Origin of the sequence: Parasalinivibrio latis (assembly GCF_036825535.1) — a bacterium.
GTDB classification, from domain to species: Bacteria; Pseudomonadota; Gammaproteobacteria; order Enterobacterales; family Vibrionaceae; genus Parasalinivibrio; species Parasalinivibrio latis.
Genome location: NZ_CP098812.1, coordinates 3,084,843 through 3,104,880, shown reverse-complemented (window position 1 = coordinate 3,104,880; position 20,038 = coordinate 3,084,843). Strand labels below are relative to the sequence as shown.

At 50.1% G+C, this 20,038-nt stretch carries 6 protein-coding genes; 2 read left to right on the top strand and 4 right to left on the bottom strand.

Going from position 1 to position 20,038, the window contains the following annotated elements; translation table 11 throughout:
* Positions 1 to 67: 67 nt before the first annotated feature.
* Positions 68 to 14,884, bottom strand: coding sequence for a VCBS domain-containing protein (locus NF212_RS14130; protein WP_434356684.1), 14,817 nt, complete (start codon positions 14,882 to 14,884; stop codon positions 68 to 70).
* A 292-nt stretch (positions 14,885 to 15,176) separates the two neighbouring features.
* Here NF212_RS14130 and NF212_RS14125 point away from each other — a divergent pair, with 292 nt between their 5' ends.
* Together NF212_RS14125 and rimI are read left to right on the top strand one after the other, a co-directional pair.
* Positions 15,177 to 15,614, top strand: coding sequence for a DNA polymerase III subunit psi (locus tag NF212_RS14125; RefSeq protein WP_434356682.1), 438 nt, complete (start codon positions 15,177 to 15,179; stop codon positions 15,612 to 15,614).
* A complete protein-coding gene (gene rimI, locus NF212_RS14120) occupies positions 15,604 to 16,047 on the top strand; it encodes a ribosomal protein S18-alanine N-acetyltransferase (protein WP_434356680.1) in 444 nt (147 codons plus the stop codon). The genes NF212_RS14125 and rimI overlap by 11 nt, the downstream gene beginning before the upstream one ends.
* A 1-nt stretch (position 16,048) precedes the next feature.
* On the opposite strand, the gene NF212_RS14115 is transcribed toward rimI, so the two are convergent.
* Genes NF212_RS14115 through NF212_RS14105 form a run of 3 tightly spaced genes read right to left on the bottom strand, consistent with a single transcriptional unit; the run spans position 16,049 to position 20,008 of the window.
* Positions 16,049 to 17,995, bottom strand: a complete 1,947-nt coding sequence (locus tag NF212_RS14115) for a bifunctional diguanylate cyclase/phosphodiesterase (RefSeq protein WP_434356678.1) — start codon at positions 17,993 to 17,995, stop codon at positions 16,049 to 16,051.
* Positions 17,996 to 18,050: 55 nt separating this feature from the next.
* On the bottom strand, positions 18,051 to 18,653 hold the full coding sequence (locus NF212_RS14110) for an OmpA family protein (RefSeq protein ID WP_434356676.1): 603 nt from the start codon (positions 18,651 to 18,653) through the stop codon (positions 18,051 to 18,053).
* 14 nt (positions 18,654 to 18,667) lie between these two features.
* Positions 18,668 to 20,008: a TolC family outer membrane protein gene (locus NF212_RS14105; RefSeq protein ID WP_434356674.1), complete on the bottom strand. Its 1,341-nt coding sequence runs from the start codon at positions 20,006 to 20,008 to the stop codon at positions 18,668 to 18,670.
* Positions 20,009 to 20,038: the final 30 nt, after the last annotated feature.

The following is a 20,038-nucleotide window of genomic DNA, read 5'->3' as shown; positions in this document are numbered from 1 at the left end:
ATTCTCTCTACTGAATTTAAAAAACGAAAATACGGGCGCAGCCAAAAGCTGCGCCCGTACCTTTCAGTTACAGATGATGAAGATCTTCCGGATCTTGAAGCAGAATGTGTGATTCGGTGTGGACACTCTGTGTGTCGACATGATCAAACAGTGCTTTTACTTGATCTGTGTTTAGCGTTGTATTCTGGACAACGCCATTACCATGGCTGGAACCGACAATACTTGTCAGTTCGTGCTTGTTGATATCCTCCAGAACAATTTCCTGGTTGGCTCTGTGGTCACCGTCGGTATCGATTTGGATGGATACATCCTGAAGGTTACCGCGGCTGCCTTTGGAAACTTCAACAGTAACATTGTCAAAAATGCCGTTGCTGTTTTCATGAATCAGGCCAGACAGGTCTAGTTTGTCTTTGCTCAGTTCAAAGTCTTTTATGACATCAACGCTGTGCTGGTGGTCGATATCTTCTGCTGTCCAGCGGAAGGTATCTGCGCCTCCGTCACCAATTAGAATGTCGCTGCCGGTACCACCCTGGATAACATCATTGCCGGTATCGCCACGCAGGATATCATCACCGGTTCCACCCAGAAGTACATCGTTGCCGGAGCCACCGCGCAGGGCATCACTGCCACTGCCGCCGCTCAGTGTGTCGTTGCCTGCGCCGCCATAGGCAGCCAGTGTGCCTGTTCCGCCAGTCACGGTGTCATTGCCGCTTCCCATATTGACCAGATCAGCCAGTGGATGCTGGTGGTTGTTTGTATGGAATTCAATGGCATGCTGACCATGGTGATTACCCTGATGGCTGTGACCAAATTCACTGTTACCAGGGAGTTCTCTGTTGGAAGTGTGGCCACTTTGCAGATCAGACTGGTAGTCCGGCTTGAGATGACCATCATCCCCCGTCAGTTGCTGCATGCTGTCTTGCATAAAGTGGGTGCCTTCCAGCATTGCAACGTTATACATTCCATGATTGCTTGGCAGTGAGCTTCCTGCATTTACGGTGTTGTCTGCTCGGCTGAGTCCCAAATCAACATAATCATTGCTGTCACCGCTGTTGATTACCAGATCGGTATCAATAGTGGTATCTACCAGTTTTTTAATTTGCTGACCTGCTCCTGCACCGATATCCGCCCATGTACCATCTGCCTGGAGATAAGGTGAGAGGCTGACATCCAGTTGAGCACCATAACTGTTGCCAATTAGAACGAACTGATCGTTACCGCCGTTCCCGTTGATGATATTTTCAGGATGTACCGGGACTTCCTTAACCGAAACAGTCATATCTGCAACTTGACTTGAAGTTGCGCCTGTTCCTGTTTCAGTCGCTGTGGCAGTTACCCGGACGTTGTAGTCGCCGACCTGCGAGGTTTTCACTGACAGATTGCCCAAATCAAGGCCGCTGACATCAGCGACACCGTTGACGACATGGACTGTGGTGTGGGCAGAATTGCCATCCACAATTACAGCGTCATCAGGCAAGCCGGACAGTTCCACTTTCAGCGTTTCTGAGCCATCGGTATCCGTCAGGCTCGCCTCAATAGGGTTCAGGTTAATGAAGTTGTCTTCGTAACCTACTCCTGACTGTGCTGTAAATGTCACGTTGTCCAGAACGGCTCCGACGGTATCACCGTTGTCGCCATTAATTTCGAGACGGTATTTGCCTGAAGTTTCAACCGGCAGGTCAATCACATTGTCGCGTACCCAACCAGCCTGGCTTGGCGTAAACCGGTACAGCGTTTCGCTTTGTCCGGTTGCGTTGCCGTGCTCGTCAATCGGTGTCAGGGTGATGGTCAGGTTACAAGACCCCGGATTAATCACCCTGGCTGTAATATCAAAGCCCATCTGGTAGTGCTTACCGGCAGTCAGATCCAGATCTGTGTAGATGTTTTTATCACCCGGATTGGCTTCGACTTCCAGAGCCTGGTTGTCAGAGCCATTTTTCAGGTAAACATCTTCCCGACCGATCTCGATATCCTGGCCAGGGTTAGTGGACTGCCATTTGATGACCTGTCCGTTACCAATCAAGGAACCTGCATCAACATTTGCATCCAGTTCATGGTTACCCAGGTTCACGTTATCGAATGTGAAGATAGTCTGGGTGTCGGTATTGCCTATTTGCAGCGTCGGAGCATCCACTTCAGGCGTGACACTGATTTCCAGTTTTGCCGTACCACCATGGTTTGTGGTGTAGGTGATATCCGGAACCTTGCCACTCCAGTTTGGTGCCGGTGCGAAGCTGTAGTGACCGTTTGTTTCGAGGATCAGAGTACCTTCCTGAACTGTTACAGGATGGTTGCCGGCAGTGTACTCCTGGCCATGTAAGGTGAAACTCTCGACATTGATATCAGTGGCTTTGTCTGATGCATCGTTGCTCAGGACATTGCCCGTAACTGTCATGTCTTCAGAGCCCGAAGCATGGTCACTCAACGCATTTTGCAGGTGCATATCAGAGATAACCACGTAACTTGGAGCACCCTGGTCATCCTGTACAAATACGTCAATGGCCTTGCTGACACCGTTTTGGTCAGTCATGGTATTGCGGTATTCCACATTCCGGATGACTTCCAGTACTTCATCGTGAGTCAGTTGGTGACCGTCTTTAGCGGTGATTTCCCAGCTGCCAACGACTGCACCGTCATGGTCAGCGTAGTTATGTTGAGTAATCTCGTATTTTCCGGCCATTTCCGGAGACAGGGAGATAAAGTCGTGCTCTGCATCATAGTTGTTCTGCACGTTGCCGTTAATACCGGCAGTAATACGTACAGTGACATGACTGAACTCTGAGCTGTCGACATCTTTCAGCGTGATATCGTTAAACACGCGGACATCACCATCACCTTCGTAATAGAACTTGTCTACACGATGCTGATCCGGTGCATCAACATAACCGATTTCTGGATGGTCATTGTGACCATTTACGGTAATAACGATGTCTTTGGAAGAGCCGTCAGCAGTATGCACAGTAAAGGTCTCTGTTTGAGTCTCCTTACCAGACAACTGCTGTACAGCATCACTCTTGTTGTCCAGGACGTACTTCCAGCTACCGTCAGTATCAATCTCAAAGTGACCGTACTTACCGTCGATTTGAGACGCTTTAAAGGCGTCCTGCCCATCAATGTCGTCGACCGTCAGCTTGCCTTCAACTGATTCAGAAGTTGAGGTATCAGGCAGCTCAGGGTCGTTATGCAGGTAATCGGAATCACCGTCTTCGGTTACAGTACCTACAACAGTGCCGTCGATATGGGCGGCGTCGTTAGTGCCGGTGATGGTGACGGTGATCTTCTGCTCAGTGCCGTCTGCAGACGTAACGGTGAAGGTTTCGTCCTTAGTGTCACCGGCGCCCAGATACTGGACCTTGCTGTTGTCGACGTCGTAAGTCCAATTACCATTACGGTCGATAGTCAGGTTGCCCAGGGTATCAGCAGGTTTGGTCACGGTTGTATTGAAGTAAGACTCATCGTGATCGATGTCTTTGACTGCAAGTGTTCCGTGGCTGGTCAGCTTGTCACCCTGTCCTTGGTCTTCTATTACCTTGCCCGTGAAGTTGCCGGTAATATCAGCGCTGTCATTTTCACCTTTAACATCAACGGTGATCTGGTGAGCTGTACCATCCTCACTGTGCACGGTAAATGTCTCGGTTTTGATTTCACCTTTCTGGAGCTGCTGGACGGCGTCTGAGCTGTTGTTCAGCTTGTAAGTCCATAGACCATCGGCTGACATAGATAGTGAGCCGTATTTACCGTTTAAAGTTTCGATTTTGAAGGTATCTTGGGCATTATCTACGTCATAACTGGAGAGTATTCCTCGCACTCTTGTGGTTAGGTCTTCATATGCCGTTACGTGGTCAGCACCACCAATGATGGCATTGTCATTAGTACCGCTAATAACTACAGAAATTTCCTGCTGGGTACCGTCAGAAGCCGTTAGCGTGACGGTATCGGTAACTTCCTCACCCTCAGGCAACTGCTGAACCTTTGCCTCGTCCAGGGTATAGGTCCAGTGGCCGCCTTTCAGCTCCAGTGAACCGTACAGGCCTTTGAACTGGCCATTATCAAACACCGGATGATCGTGTTGGTCAGCATCTGCTATTGCAATGGTACCGGATACTGTAACCGGGGCATCCCCCTCATTTCCTTCTGTTACCTTGCTGGTAAATGAGCCCGAAACCACTGGCTTGTCATCAGTGCCATGGATGGTGACAGTCACTGTTTGAGTGGTGCCGTCCTCGGATGTGACCGTGAAGCTTTCTACTTTGCTTTCACCAGCACCCAGATAATTAACCAGGCTGTTCTCAACGGAATAGTGCCATTCACCGTTGGCATCAATACTCAGGTTCCCCAATGTGCCTTCGGCTTCAATGACATCAGGCTTGAAGTGCGCTTCTCCGTTATCCAGATCAGTGATATCGAGCTTGCCGTGGTCTGTAAGTACGGTAGTGGCGTCATTTTCAGTAACAGAGCCAATGGTCTCACCAGTGATATGCGCGCGATCGTTAGTACCGGTAACAGTGATGGTGGCAGTCTGATCAACCGTCGCACCATGGCCGTCAGTCACCTGGTAGGTTACTTTGATCTCTTTGGTTTCACCTTCTTTGAGGCCATCAAATGCTGGGTTGGATGGGTCGATAGTCAGCTTGTTGCCATCAACGGTGACACCATCAGTCAGGCCTTTGATGCTGCCATCAACGACGGTCAGGCTGTCACCATCGACATCGGTGATGTTGGTTGTTAGATCAATAGTTTGAGCCGGGGTACCTTCGGTGTAACCCTCAGTAATAGCAGAGCTGACTTTCGGTGCATCGTTGGTACCGGTGACGGTGATGGTGGCGGTTTGCTGAACCGTAGTGTGTCCGTCAGTGACATCGTAGGTGACGGTGATGGTTTGTTGATCACCTTCAGCCAGGCCATCAAACGCAGAGTTAGATGGGTCAACGGTCAGGGTATTGCCGTCAACAGTGACGCCCGGCGGCAGATCTTTAATGCTGCCATCAACCACGGTCAGGGTGTCGCCATCGATATCAGTGATGTTGTCAGTCAGGGTAACCGTCTGAGCGGCTCCGCCCTCGTTCACACCTTTGGTTATGATGTCACCCACGACAGGCATGTCGTTAGTACCGGTAACGGTAATGGTGGCGGTTTGCTGAACCGTAGTGTGTCCGTCAGTGACATCGTAGGTGACGGTGATGGTTTGTTGATCACCTTCTGCCAGACCATTAAATGCCGGGTTGGCCGGGTCAACGGTCAGGGTATTGCCGTCAACGGTTACCCCCGGTGGCAGATCTTTAATGCTGCCATCGACGACGGTCAGGGTGTCGCTATCCACATCGGTGATATTGTCAGTCAGGGTAACGGTCTGAGCGGCTCCGCCCTCGTTCACACCTTTGGTAATGACTTCACCAACAACTGGAACATCGTTAGTACCGGTGACGGTGATGGTGGCGGTTTGCTGAACCGTAGTGTGTCCGTCAGTGACATCGTAGGTGACGGTGATGGTTTGTTGATCACCTTCAGCCAGACCATCAAACGCAGAGTTAGATGGGTCAACGGTCAGGGTATTGCCATCAACGGTTACCCCCGGTGGCAGGTCTTTGATGCTGCCATCGACGACGGTCAGGGTGTCGCCATCCACATCGGTGATGTTGTCAGTCAGGGTAACCGTCTGAGCGGCTCCGCCCTCGTTCACACCTTTGGTAATGACTTCACCAACAACTGGAACATCGTTAGTACCGGTAACAGTGATGGTGGCAGTCTGGTCAACGGTTGCACCATGACCGTCAGTAACCTGGTAGGTCACAGTGATGGTTTGTTTGTCACCTTCAGCCAGACCATTAAATGCCGGGTTGGCCGGGTCAATGGTCAGGGTATTGCCGTCAACGGTTACCCCCGGAGGCAGATCTTTAATGCTGCCATCGACGACGGTCAGGGTGTCGCCATCGATATCAGTGATGTTGGTGGTTAGATCAATAGTTTGAGCCGGGGTACCTTCGGTGTAACCCTCAGTAATAGCAGAGCTAACTTTCGGCGCATCGTTAGTGCCGGTGACAGTGATAGTGGCAGTCTGGTCAACGGTTGCACCATGGCCGTCAGTCACCTGATAGGTGACTTTGATCTCTTTGGTTTCACCTTCTTTCAGGCCATCAAATGCCGGGCTGCTTGGATCGATAGTCAGCTTGTTGCCATCAATGGTCACACCATCAGTCAGGCCTTTGATGCTGCCATCAATCACAGTCAGGCTGTCACCATCCACATCGGTGATATTGTCAGTCAGAGTAACTGTATGAGCCGGGTTACCTTCAGTGAAACCCTCTGTAATAACAGAGCCCACTTTCGGCGCATCGTTAGTACCAGTAACAGTGATGGTGGCAGTCTGGTCAACGGTTTCACCATGGCCATCAGTCACCTGGTAGGTCACTTTGATCTCTTTGGTTTCGCCTTCCTTGAGACCATCAAATGCTTGGTTAGATGGGTCAACAGTCAGGGTATTGCCCTTGACAGTGACGCCGTCGGTCAGGCCTTTAATGCTGCCATCAACCACAGTCAGGGTATCGCCATCGATATCAGTGATGTTGTCGGTCAGGGTAACGGTCTGAGCAGTTTCGCCCTCAACCACACTTTCGGTAATAACTGAACCAACTTTCGGTGCATCGTTGGTACCGGTGACAGTGATGGTGGCAGTCTGGTCAACGGTTGCGCGATGACCGTCCGTCACCTGATAGGTCACTTTGATCTCTTTGGTTTCGCCTTCCTTGAGACCATCAAATGCTTGGTTAGATGGGTCGATAGTCAGCTTATTGCCCTTAACAGTGACGCCATCGGTCAGGCCTTTAATGCTGCCATCAACCACAGTCAGGGTATCGCCATCGATATCAGTGATGTTGTCAGTCAGGGTAACAGTCTGAGTTGTTTCTCCCTCAACCACACCTTCGGTAATGATTGAGCCCACTTTCGGCGCATCGTTAGTGCCGGTGACGGTGATGGTGGCAGTTTGGTCAACGGTTTCACCATGGCCGTCAGTCACCTGGTAGGTCACGGTGATCTCTTTGGTTTCGCCTTCCTTGAGACCATCAAATGCTGAGTTAGATGGGTCAACGGTCAGGGTATTGCCCTTAACAGTGACACCATCAGTCAGGCCTTTGATGCTGCCATCAACGACGGTCAGGGTGTCGCCATCGACATCGGTGATGTTGGTGGTTAGATCAATAGTTTGAGCCGGGGTACCTTCGGTGTAACCCTCAGTAATAGCAGAGCTAACTTTCGGCGCATCGTTAGTGCCGGTGACAGTGATAGTGGCAGTCTGGTCAACGGTTGCACCATGGCCGTCAGTCACCTGATAGGTGACTTTGATCTCTTTGGTTTCACCTTCTTTCAGGCCATCAAATGCCGGGCTGCTTGGATCGATAGTCAGCTTGTTGCCATCAATGGTCACACCATCAGTCAGGCCTTTGATGCTGCCATCAATCACAGTCAGGCTGTCACCATCCACATCGGTGATATTGTCAGTCAGAGTAACTGTATGAGCCGGGTTACCTTCAGTGAAACCCTCTGTAATAACAGAGCCCACTTTCGGCGCATCGTTAGTACCAGTAACAGTGATGGTGGCAGTCTGGTCAACGGTTTCACCATGGCCATCAGTCACCTGGTAGGTCACTTTGATCTCTTTGGTTTCGCCTTCCTTGAGACCATCAAATGCTTGGTTAGATGGGTCAACAGTCAGGGTATTGCCCTTGACAGTGACGCCGTCGGTCAGGCCTTTAATGCTGCCATCAACCACAGTCAGGGTATCGCCATCCACATCGGTGATGTTGTCGGTGAGGGTAACGGTCTGAGCTGTTTCGCCTTCAACCACACCTTCGGTAATGACAGAGCCCACTTTCGGTGCATCGTTGGTACCGGTGACAGTGATGGTGGCAGTCTGGTCAACGGTTGCGCCATGACCGTCCGTCACCTGGTAGGTCACTTTGATCTCTTTGGTTTCGCCTTCCTTGAGACCATCAAATGCTGAGTTAGATGGGTCGATAGTCAGCTTATTGCCATCAACGGTCACGCCGTCGGTCAGGCCTTTGATGCTGCCATCAACGACAGTCAGGGTGTCGCCATCGATATCAGTGATGTTGTCGGTCAGGGTAACGGTCTGAGCCGGGTTACCTTCAGTGAAGCCCTCTGTAATAACAGAGCCCACTTTTGGCGCATCGTTAGTACCGGTGACGGTGATGGTCGCAGTCTGGTCAACGGTTGCACCATGGCCGTCAGTCACCTGGTAGGTCACGGTGATCTCTTTGGTTTCACCTTCTTTCAGGCCATCAAATGCTGAGTTGGACGGGTCAACGGTCAGGGTATTGCCCTTGACAGTGACGCCATCGGTCAGGCCCTTGATGCTGCCATCAACGACGGTCAGGGTGTCGCCATCGACATCGGTGATGTTGTCGGTGAGGGTAACGGTCTGAGATGTTTCACCCTCGATCACACCTTTGGTAATGACTTCACCAACAACTGGAACATCGTTAGTACCGGTGACGGTGATGGTCGCCGTCTGGTCAACCGTTGCACCATGGCCGTCGGTCACCTGATAGGTCACGGTGATCTCTTTGGTTTCACCTTCTTTGAGACCATCAAATGCTGAGTTAGATGGGTCAACAGTCAGGGTATTGCCCTTAACAGTGACGCCATCGGTCAGGCCCTTGATGCTGCCATCAACGACGGTCAGGGTGTCGCCATCGATATCAGTGATGTTGTCAGTCAGGGTAACGGTCTGAGCCGGGTTACCTTCGAAGATACCGCCAGTGATTTCTGCATCAACAATAGGTTTGTCATTTGTACCGGTGATATGGATGGTAATGGTCTGCTGGGTACCGTCCGTCGCTGTCAGCGTGATGCTATCGGTTTCCGGATGTCCTTTAGGCAGAGCCTGGACTTTGGATTCATCCAGGGTGTAGGTCCACTGACCGTCTTTGAGCTCAAGCGAACCGAACTTACCGGCAGTGGTGTCGTTTTCGAACGCTGGATGGTCGTTCTGGTCTTCATCACTGATAGTCAGCGTACCGGTAGCAGTAACCGGCGCATCCCCTTCATTGCCTTCAACAACATTACCGACGAAGGTACCGGATACTTCCGGTTTGTCATCTGTCCCTTTAATGGTGACTACGATGTCGTGGGTAGTGCCGTCAGCGGTTTCAACCGTAAAGGTTTCAACAATGGGGTTGTCGTTGGCACCGAGATGCTGAACGCTGTCGTTACTGACTTCGTAATGCCAGTGACCATCGTTGGTCAGGGTTAATTTACCCATCTGACCATCAAACGTACCGGCTTTGAAATGACTCTCACCAGTGTCTACATCGGAGACAGTCAGAGCGCCATTTGCTGACAGCATATCGTTGCCGGTTAGTTGCGCTGCGTTGTCTTCGGTGAGGGTTGCAGTATCTGTACCTGTGATTTGAGGGCCATCATCGGTGCCGGCAACAGTAATAGTGACAGTTGCTGTGTCGGTGCCGTCAACAGAGGAGACCGGGAAATCCAGTTTTACTGAATCGTTTTTGCCCAGAGCCTGTACGGTGTCATTGTCATTGTTGATGGTGAAGGTCCAGTGGCCTGATTTATCGACACTGAAGGTGCCGTAGTCATTGGTGACGGTTTTAGGGGTGACTTCACTTTGTCCGTTGTCTGCATCAGAAACAGTCAGCGAGCCTTCAGCTGTTGTTTTGTCAGAGATATCTTCCTGAACGTCACCAATGCTGTCACCGGAGATAGCTGCGCCGTCGTTAGTACCAGTAATGGTTACCGTGATGGTGTGTTTGGTGCCATCTTCAGTGGTGACGGTGAAATCTTCTTGCTTGGTGATACCTTCAGGCAGGTCGTTAACCTTGCTGTTGTCGACAGAGTAGTGCCATTCACCGTTGGCATCGATGGTCAGGTCACCGAGGGTACCATTGCCTTTAATGACATCAGGTTTGAAGTGGCTTTCGCCGGTATCGGTGTCATTAACAGTCAGCTTGCCGTGGTCGGTCAGAACCGGGGTGTTGTCGTTTTCTTTGACTTCACCAATGTTGTCACCGGTGATAGCTGCGCCATCGTTTGTACCAGTGATATTAATGGTGATGGTCTGCTGGGTACCGTCCGTCGCTGTCAGCGTGATGCTATCGGTTTCCGGATGTCCTTCAGGCAGGGCCTGGACTTTGGATTCATCCAGGGTGTAGGTCCAGTGACCGTCTTTGAGCTCAAGCGAACCGAACTTACCAGCAGTTGTGACGTTTCCGAATTCCGGGTTCTGTCCGTGGTCGGCATCAGTAATGGTCAGCGTACCAGTAGCTGTAACCGGTGTATCTCCTTCATTACCTTCTGTGACGTTACCGATGAAGGTACCGGATATTTCCGGTTTGTCGTCAGTACCGGTGATATGGATGGTAATGGTCTGCTGGGTACCGTCCGTCGCTGTCAGCGTCATGCTGTCGGTTTCCGGATGTCCTTCAGGCAGAGCCTGGACTTTGGATTCATCCAGGGTATAGGTCCACTGACCGTCTTTGAGCTCAAGCGAACCGAACTTACCGGCAGTGGTGCCATTTTCGAATTCCGGGTTCTGTCCGTGGTCAGCATCAGTAATGGTCAGCGTCCCGGTAGCTGTAACCGGTGCATCTCCTTCATTGCCTTCTGTGACGCTACCGATGAAGGTACCGGATACTTCCGGTTTGTCGTCAGTGCCTGTCACTGTAATAGTCACAGTCTTCGGATCACTGACCGCATTGTTGTTGTCGGTGGCAGAGTAAGTGAAGGTAACGGTTTCAGATTGACCGTCAGGCAAGCTGTCAAAGTCTTTGCCTGGATTGAAGGTATAGCTGCCATCAGCATTGAAGGTCAGGGAACCTTTACCTTCAGGGATGTTATCCACCAGTTGGTAATGGTCGACGGTGCCATCTACATCGTGAGCTTCAGGAACCTTGCTGGTTAGTTCCGTATTTTCAGAGGTTGTAGTTTCAACAGCTTTAACCTCTGGCGCATCGTTAGAGCCTGTGACTGTAATAGACACAGTCTTCGGATCACTGACCGCGTTGTTATTGTCGGTGGCAGAGTAAGTGAAGGTAACGGTTTCAGATTTACCGTCAGGCAAGCTGTCAAAGTCTTTGCCTGGATTGAAGGTATAGCTGCCATCAGCATTGAAGGTCAGGGAACCTTTACCTTCAGGGATGTTATCCACCAGTTGGTAATGGTCGACGGTGCCGTCTACATCGTGAGCTTCAGGAACCTTGCCGTTGAGTTCAGTATTTTCTGTCGTTTCAGTTTTAACTTTTTCAACAACAGGTTTGTCATTTGTGCCAGTGATGTGGATGGTAATGGTCTGCTGGGTACCATCGGTCGCCGTGAGGGTAATGCTGTCGGTGGTTTTTCCGTCGGCAGGCAGGGCCTGGACTTTGGATTCATCCAGGGTGTAGGTCCAGTGACCGTCCTTAAGCTCAAGCGAACCGAACTTACCGGCAGTGGTGCCGTTTTCGAACGCTGGATGGTCGTTCTGGTCGGCATCTGTGATAGTTAGCGTACCGGTAGCTGTAACCGGCGCATCCCCTTCATTGCCTTCAACAACATTACCGACGAAGGTACCGGATACTTCCGGTTTGTCATCTGTCCCTTTAATGGTGACTACGATGTCGTGGGTAGTGCCGTCAGCGGTTTCAACCGTAAAGGTTTCAACAATGGGGTTGTCGTTGGCACCGAGATGCTGAACGCTGTCGTTACTGACTTCGTAATGCCAGTGACCATCGTTGGTCAGGGTTAATTTACCCATCTGACCATCAAACGTACCGGCTTTGAAATGACTCTCACCAGTGTCTACATCGGAGACAGTCAGAGCGCCATTTGCTGACAGCATATCGTTGCCGGTTAGTTGCGCTGCGTTGTCTTCGGTGAGGGTTGCAGTATCTGTACCTGTGATTTGAGGGCCATCATCGGTGCCAGCAACAGTAATAGTGACAGTTGCTGTGTCGGTGCCGTCAACAGAGGAGACCGGGAAATCCAGTTTTACTGAATCTTTTTTGCCCAGAGCCTGTACGGTGTGACTGTCATTGTTGATGGTGAAGGTCCAGTGGCCTGATTTATCAACACTGAAGGTGCCGTAGTCATTGGTGACGGTTTTAGGGGAGACTTCACTTTGTCCGTTGTCTGCATCAGAAACAGTCAGCGAGCCTTCAGCCGTTGTTTTGTCAGAGATATCTTCCTGAACGTCACCAATGCTGTCACCGGTGATAGCTGCGCCATCGTTAGTACCAGTAATGGTTACCGTTATGTCGTGGGTAGTGCCGTCCTCTGAGATGACAGTAATGGTATCAGTCAGGGGATCGCCTTCACCGAGTGCCTGAATGTCGGCCTTGTCATTGTCCAGGTGATAGGTCCAGTGACCGGCTTTGTCGATGTCTAATGTGCCGTGCTGGCCTTTGATATCTGTCTGGTCTTTGAAGGCTTTTTCGCCGGCATCTTTGTCATCAATGGTCAGGGTACCGCTGGTGGTCAGGGTGGTGTCTTCTTTCACGTCTCCGGTGTCAATGCCTTCACCCTTTCCAAAGGTTGGGACGTCGTTGGTACCGGTAATGGTCACGGTGATGTCGTGGGTAGTGCCGTCCTCTGAGGTGACAGTGATGGTATCAGTCAGGGGATCGCCTTCACCGAGTGCCTGAATATCGGCCTTGTCATTGTCCAGGTGATAGGTCCAGTGACCGGCTTTGTCGATGTCCAAGGTGCCGTGCTGGCCTTTGATATCTGTCTGGTCTTTGAAGGCTTTTTCACCGGCATCTTTGTCATCAATGGTCAGGGTGCCGCTGGTGGTGAGGGTGGTGTCTTCTTTCACGTCTCCGGTGTCAATGCCTTCACCCTTTCCAAAGGTTGGGACGTCGTTGGTACCGGTAATGGTTACCGTGATGGTGTGTTTGGTGCCATCTTGAGTGGTGACGGTGAAATCTTCTTGCTTGGTGATACCTTCAGGCAGGTCGTTAACCTTGCTGTTGTCGACAGAGTAGTGCCATTCACCGTTGGCATCGATGGTCAGGTCACCGAGGGTACCATTGCCTTTAATGACATCAGGTTTGAAGTGGCTTTCGCCGGTATCGGCGTCATCAACAGTCAGCTTACCGTGGTCGGTCAGAACCGGGGTGTTGTCGTTTTCTTTGACGTCACCAATGCTGTCACCGGTGATAGCTGCGCCGTCGTTAGTACCAGTAATGGTTACCGTGATGGTGTGTTTGGTGCCATCTTCAGTGGTGACGGTGAAATCTTCTTGCTTGGTGATACCTTCAGGCAGGTCGTTAACCTTGCTGTTGTCGACAGAGTAGTGCCATTCACCGTTGGCATCGATGGTCAGGTCACCGAGGGTACCATTGCCTTTAATGACATCAGGTTTGAAGTGGCTTTCGCCGGTATCGGCGTCATCAACAGTCAGCTTACCGTGGTCGGTCAGAACCGGGGTGTTGTCGTTTTCTTTGACGTCACCAATGCTGTCACCGGTGATAGCTGCGCCGTCGTTAGTACCAGTAATGGTTACCGTGATGGTGTGTTTGGTGCCATCTTCAGTGGTGACGGTGAAATCTTCTTGCTTGGTGATACCTTCAGGCAGGTCGTTAACCTTGCTGTTGTCGACAGAGTAGTGCCATTCACCGTTGGCATCGATGGTCAGGTCACCGAGGGTACCATTGCCTTTAATGACATCAGGTTTGAAGTGGCTTTCGCCGGTATCGGCGTCATCAACAGTCAGCTTACCGTGGTCGGTCAGAACCGGGGTGTTGTCGTTTTCTTTGACGTCACCAATGCTGTCACCGGTGATAGCTGCGCCGTCGTTAGTACCAGTAATGGTTACCGTGATGGTGTGTTTGGTGCCATCTTCAGTGGTGACGGTGAAATCTTCTTGCTTGGTGATACCTTCAGGCAGGTCGTTAACCTTGCTGTTGTCGACAGAGTAGTGCCATTCACCGTTGGCATCGATGGTCAGGTCACCGAGGGTACCATTGCCTTTAATGACATCAGGCTTGAAGTGGCTCTCTCCTGCATCGACATCGTTTACAGTCAGCTTGCCGTGATCGGTCAGGATCGGGGTGTTATCGTTCTCAGTGACTGCACCCTCGTTGTCACCATCAACCAGGGCTGTATCGTTAACAGAAGCTACATTGACATCAATGATTACTTTGTCGGTACCGCCTTTGCCGTCATCCACTTCAATGGTAAAGCTGTCTTTACCGTTGTAGTTGCTTTCGGGCGTGTAGGTCCAGTCACCGTCCTGTGAAATGGTGACATTGCCGTGAGCGGGCTGGGTGTGGGGTCTGATCACCACATCATCGTTATCAAAATCCGTGATGGTAATTTTGCCGCTGACTTCGGTGTCTTCATCGGTGATAACAGTGATGACATCCCCAACTGGGTTGCCATGGTTATCGCCGATTGATGGAGCGACGTTGTCAGGAAGTGTTTCTTTTTCACCAAAACTGATGTTTACCGGATCATAGGCAGGGCTTTGTGTCTGGTAGGATGCAGACGCAATGACTTCTGCACCTGTCCGGGCGACAGTTACAAAGTCAAAGCCCCCGCCAGATTTGAGTGATGTACCTGCTGCGGTTTCCGGCAGTACTTTCGTCGGGTCTTCACCGTTTAAAAGCATGTCCTGGATCTGAGCGACGTCATCACCACGGTTATCTTGAGATGCGGTGTTATGTTTTGCGTGATTGTTAACAAGCGCATCGGAATCCAGCCCGAAATCCCCAACTGCGTTATCTGGAGTGTGAGAAACGGGTTGTACTGACCCTTGAACGGGTTGTGTGTCAACGCCATCAGCTTTCATATCTTGTTGATCATGAACATTTTCAGTCTGTGCTGATGCTGAGTTATTGGCTTGACTGTTTGATTTTGGGTTGACTGGTTCCATTCCACTTCCTGAAGTTAATTATTGGTTTTTATTTTGTAAAAACTGTAATTACCAGCACTATAATTTGATCTGATGATTATAGATGAAATCATATGCTAATTGTATTACATATTTGACGCCAATTTTTCGTCATTAGTTTCATTTGTGTGCGGAATTTTCTTTGGTGGATATGTCGAAGACTGGAATAGCCAGGGGGAGACTATTTTAGATACCAGCCTTATTTGCTAGCATTCCCTCACTCCTTCTTTTCCGTACTGGAAAGAAGCCTGAAACCCAAACTGGAAAGTTTTGAATGGCATCAATACCTGTTGGCCTGACACAAAAAGAGTTGGCTCAGCTTGAAGAGATGGGCATACCTGCGTGGGATGTTCGCAACCCGCAGCTTTACGCCGAGATGGCTGAAACAAAAGTGGACCTGCCTGAACAATGTCAGTTGTTGCTGATCACTGATGACTTGCTGACTGAAAAGGATGTTGAGCTGTTCGGGAAGATTCTGGCGACAATGAAACTGAAAACTGAGCAGGCTCTGTGTTTGCCTCGGGCTGCATTACCTCATTTGGCTTTTCAGACACTGGCATGGTGCTGGGTGACCGGACATGAGCTTGAGGAAACGGAGCGTACAGTCCTTAAAAATACCCGTGTGTTGCACTCCGTTGCCATTTCGGCAATGCATAATGACAATCAAGCCAAGAAATATCTTTGGCAGCAGATAAAGCAGTATGAAAATTGATTTCCAGCCTATGGCTGAGACGCATCTGGATGAGGTGTACCAAATAGAAAAGGCCGCTCATGGTTGGCCATGGAGTGAAAATCTTATCCGGCAGGCTCCGGGAAGGTTTGGTTTTAATCAGGTGGCAATGCTCAACGGAAAAGTTGCCGGATATTATTACGGACAGTGTGTCGCAGGTGAAGCAACTCTACTCAATATAGCGGTTTCACCGGACTGTCAGGGAAAGGGGATAGGTAAAGCACTGCTGAATAACTTCCTTGAAAAGTCGGAAATCATGGGTGGGGAGGAGGCTTGGTTGGAGGTCAGAGCCAGCAATATCCGGGCGGCCAGGCTTTATGAGTCTACGGGCTTTAACGAAATTGACCGCCGTATCGGCTATTACCCTGCAAAACAGGGGAAAGAAGATGCGTTGATCATGACATATCTTTTCTGATTTAAGACGCTTTTTTATCTTCCTCATCAGCGCCGTCTGAAATGAGTTCAGGCGGCATGATATAGCCCTGGTATCCACCAAGTTTCATCTCTTTAAAGTTTGATAATTGCTCAGAGTGTTGGATGCCGGTCGCAATTACTTCAATTCCCAGGCTGGTTGCCATATTGATCATTGGCAGCAGCATCAGAGCATTGCTTTCATCACCCTCATCGAAGCTGAAAGACTGGTCGAGCTTTACAAAATCAGGTCGGAGTCGCTTGAGGTAAGCGACAGAACCTAACTGCCTGCCAAACTGATCAATGCCATAGCGAATATTGTTTTTCTTCATAAGGCTGCAAAAACGATGTGCCGTTTCTGGTGAGCGGTAGGCAACCATCTCGTTCAATTCCAAGTAAACCGAACTTTCAATCCTGTGACGTTTGATGGTTTGCAAAAGCCAGGTAGTGAAAGTGGTATCTTTAATGCTGTCTGCGGTGAGATTAATTGAAATTGGAGAACTTGGTGCGAGGTTGACAATGGCTTTCACCGTCATAGTGACCACAAGCTGGTCAAAGCTGCTGCCAAGGGAAAACCTTTCGAGGTTGTTCAAAATCTGGGCTGCTGGTACAAAATCGTCATCCAGCAACACCTGGGCAAATATTTCTTTATGAAGAATGCTGCCATCGGATGTAGAGATTACCGGTTGCCATTGAAGGCGTAAATTTCCGCTTTCGATAATTTCAGTCAGGGTTGCCCGCCACTGTTCTTTGCTCAGGTGCTTACCGCTGTCTGCAAAAAGGAAGGTCTCTCCTTTTTCTTCCGCTTCCTGAACTGCATTGTCTGCTTTTGACAGTAATTCAGAAGGGGTTTTCTCATCTGTGCGGTTCACCAGCCCTATTGCAAAACTGTCACTGACAGGTAAGCCACTCTGGGTCACTTCATTGTTTAGGAGGCGAATCAATACCTGGAGGATTCGCCGGGTTTCAGCATCATCCGCACCGGGAATCAAGATGGCAACCTCGTTGTGGCTGAGACGGGCCACGGTTGCATCCGGAGAGGAACTCAAAATACCGGTGATACCTTTGGCAAGCAGTTTCCAACTGTCATCCCTAACCTGAAAACCGTATCTCTGGTTTAGGAGTTCAAGCCAGTTAAGGCGAAGAAACATGATCACGCCCCCGGTTTCGTCATCCATCCAGCTATTCATCCTGCGAGTAAAAAAAGTACGGTTAGGCAGGCCGGAGACTGAATCATAGAGGGTCTTTTCCCGAAGTTTCCGTACTTCCTCATTAAGGGTATCGAATAGCTGGCTGAGCTGCCGGGACATACTGTTGAAAGCGTTGGTCAGCTCTCTTAGATCCCCACTTTTGGGAAGAGGGAGTTGGGTGGAAAACTCTAGCCTGGCAATGCGTTTTGATTCCTCTGATATCGCATAAATTGGGGAGAGAATTTTGCGGGTGAATATTCGGACAAAAACGCTGACGATTAAAATCGTAGCAGTAGTCAGCGCCAGAAATGGCAGGGAAAGACGCCACAGCGTTTCATAAGCTTTAGCTGGCGAAATGGTAATACTGAGATTTGCCAGTTCAATCCAGCCGGAACTGACTGTGGTAGAAACGGATACCGGTGCGATCAACCCCAGAGATACAAACCACTCAGGTGCTTGGGTTTCGATATTCTCAATTTGCCAGGATTGTTGCTTTCCATCCAACAGCCATACCAGTTTTGCAGCACTGAGGGAGCCATCTTCCATTATAGTGGTTAAAAGAGTATCACTTTTTTCCGTATCACCGCTCTCAAGTATAGGTACCAGTGCGACATCCAGATGGCGTATAGAGGTATTTGCCAGGCTTTCTAACTCTTTTTCTAGAAACCGCAAATTATTATCAAACTGAACATAGCCAAGCAGCCCACACATCAGGAGCAAAATACTAACAACGACGAGATTTATTTTGTTAATCAGAGTCATCGTGTGGTCCACCTGGCCTTTTTAATTCTGTTTTCCCGCAATTTGGGCGTTATTTTTAGGTTTCATCGTCGACACTGTATATCGTCCACTTCATATTGGTGGACGTATTGCTGCCACTGATATCTGCCACAACCCGGCGGTTTTTGGCATGAGCCTCTGGGGTATCTGACTCATCAAGCAGACGGCTTTCACCGTATCCTTTTGCACTTACCCGAGATTTCGCAATACCAAATGTCCCGGTTAAGACCCTTGCTATCGCTTCAGCTCTGGATTGGGATAGAGTTTGGTTTGCTGCCGCGGCGCCTAAAGCACTGGCATGCCCTTCAATGACTACGCTGGTTCCCGGATAGGACTCCATAAATTCAGCCAGGCTCTCAATGTCGGTGTAGAACCTCGGCTGGACATAAGAGGAGTTATTGGCAAACAAAACGTTAAGTTTGATGCGCTTACTGATCTCTCTTGCATCACTGCAGCCGTAATTGTTAATCAGTGCGCCTGTCAGGGTGTCATCACACTGTTCACGTGCTTCGATAACACCATCCCGGTCCAGGTCACGCAGATCGTTAGCCTGAGGATGGTTATCCGGCAGGGTGACAATGTCGTCCCCGGCACAACCGAGCAATGACAGGGTAAAAATGAAAATCAGGGCTTGCTTCATAGGGATTGTCCTTGTCAGTACTCATTATCACTTTGCCAAGCTTCAGGTGTTTCAACCCTGAGTGATGACAGCAGTTGTCCGGTTGCGTTAAGAATTCGGTATTGGGCCGTCAGTTCATCGAATTCAGATGCAATGTAGTCTTTGCGGGCCTCAAACAGTTCATTTTCTGCATCGAGGAGATCCAGCAGGGTGCGCTGTCCCAGCCTGAATTGCTGGTTGTAGGCACTCTGGGTTTCCTTAGAGGCGATAACATGCTCTTTGATATAACCCAACTGCTCGAGAAGATTGGTGCGTGCATTCCATGCCAGCGTTGTACCTTCGGTGATATCCCGCATGGTACGGTGGTTCAGTTCCCTTGCTTCACCGACCCTATACGCGGTTTCACGTTCACGTGCTGTATCACGTCCGCCATTGAACAGGTTGTATCGAACCCTGACCATTGCCTGCAGGTCATTGTTGTGCCCACCGGTACCGCCGATATCGTTATTCCAGTTGCCGTTTAGCTCTAAAGATACTTCGGGGTAGTAGTTAGATTCGGCAGACTCCCGTTGGTACTGTGCAGCTTCAATGTCTTTTCCTGATGCTTTGACTACCGGGTTGTTTTTACGGGCAAGAGCCAGTGCATCATCCAGGCTGGCTGGCAGCATATCTGCATCTGGTACCGGGATTATCATGTCTTCCGGTTGGCTGTTAACCGTACGGATATACTGGCTTCGCGTATCCATAAGGTTATTTCGGGCAGAGACAAGGTTAGATTTTGCCCTGGCAAGGCGTCCGCTTATTTGGGAAAGGTCAGCAGTTGAACCAAGGCCAAATTCGGTTTTCTGCTTAATTTGGTCGTAAATTTCCTGGTGGCTTTCAAGATTTTTCTCGGAAAGGGATACCACCTCTTTGGCCTGCAAGTAACCCAGGTAGACTTTTACCACATCCAGGGCTTTGTCCTCGGCAGAGGCCAGGAGCGACCAAAACTCCGAGCCTGCTTCCATCCGGGTTCTGCCCACTTCACTGGTTGTCTGGAAACCATTGAACAGGATCTGGCGGATGCTGATACCGGCTTCACCTCGATCAAGTTCTACATCTCCGTCGCCAGCAGCCCGGGTTGCGGGGCTGTTGGTTTGCTCCCAACCATAGCCTGCAGTCAGGTCAACAGTTGGCAAATAACCACTGCGCGCTTGGGTAATCTGTTCTTCTGTTGCTTTGAAAGCGTTGAATGCCTGACGAAGTTCAGGGCTGGAATCCAGGGTCTGCGCTACAGCCTGTTCAAGTGTCTGGCCCCAGGCTGTTGGTGTTGCAACTGCACATGACACAGCCAATGCAGCCATACTTCCCTTAAACACCTTACGGACGTGATTCATTGTGTTCTCCTGCACATCTCACGGATAACA

Excerpts from the sequence above, each read along its gene's own strand:
- NF212_RS14115 (WP_434356678.1), bottom strand. The coding sequence starts at position 17,995 with ATGACTCTGATTAACAAAATAAATCTCGTCGTTGTTAGTATTTTGCTC.
- NF212_RS14110 (WP_434356676.1), bottom strand. The coding sequence starts at position 18,653 with ATGAAGCAAGCCCTGATTTTCATTTTTACCCTGTCATTGCTCGGTTGT.
- NF212_RS14105 (WP_434356674.1), bottom strand. The coding sequence starts at position 20,008 with ATGAATCACGTCCGTAAGGTGTTTAAGGGAAGTATGGCTGCATTGGCT.
- NF212_RS14130 (WP_434356684.1), bottom strand. The coding sequence starts at position 14,884 with ATGGAACCAGTCAACCCAAAATCAAACAGTCAAGCCAATAACTCAGCA.
- NF212_RS14125 (WP_434356682.1), top strand. The coding sequence starts at position 15,177 with ATGGCATCAATACCTGTTGGCCTGACACAAAAAGAGTTGGCTCAGCTT.
- rimI (WP_434356680.1), top strand. The coding sequence starts at position 15,604 with ATGAAAATTGATTTCCAGCCTATGGCTGAGACGCATCTGGATGAGGTG.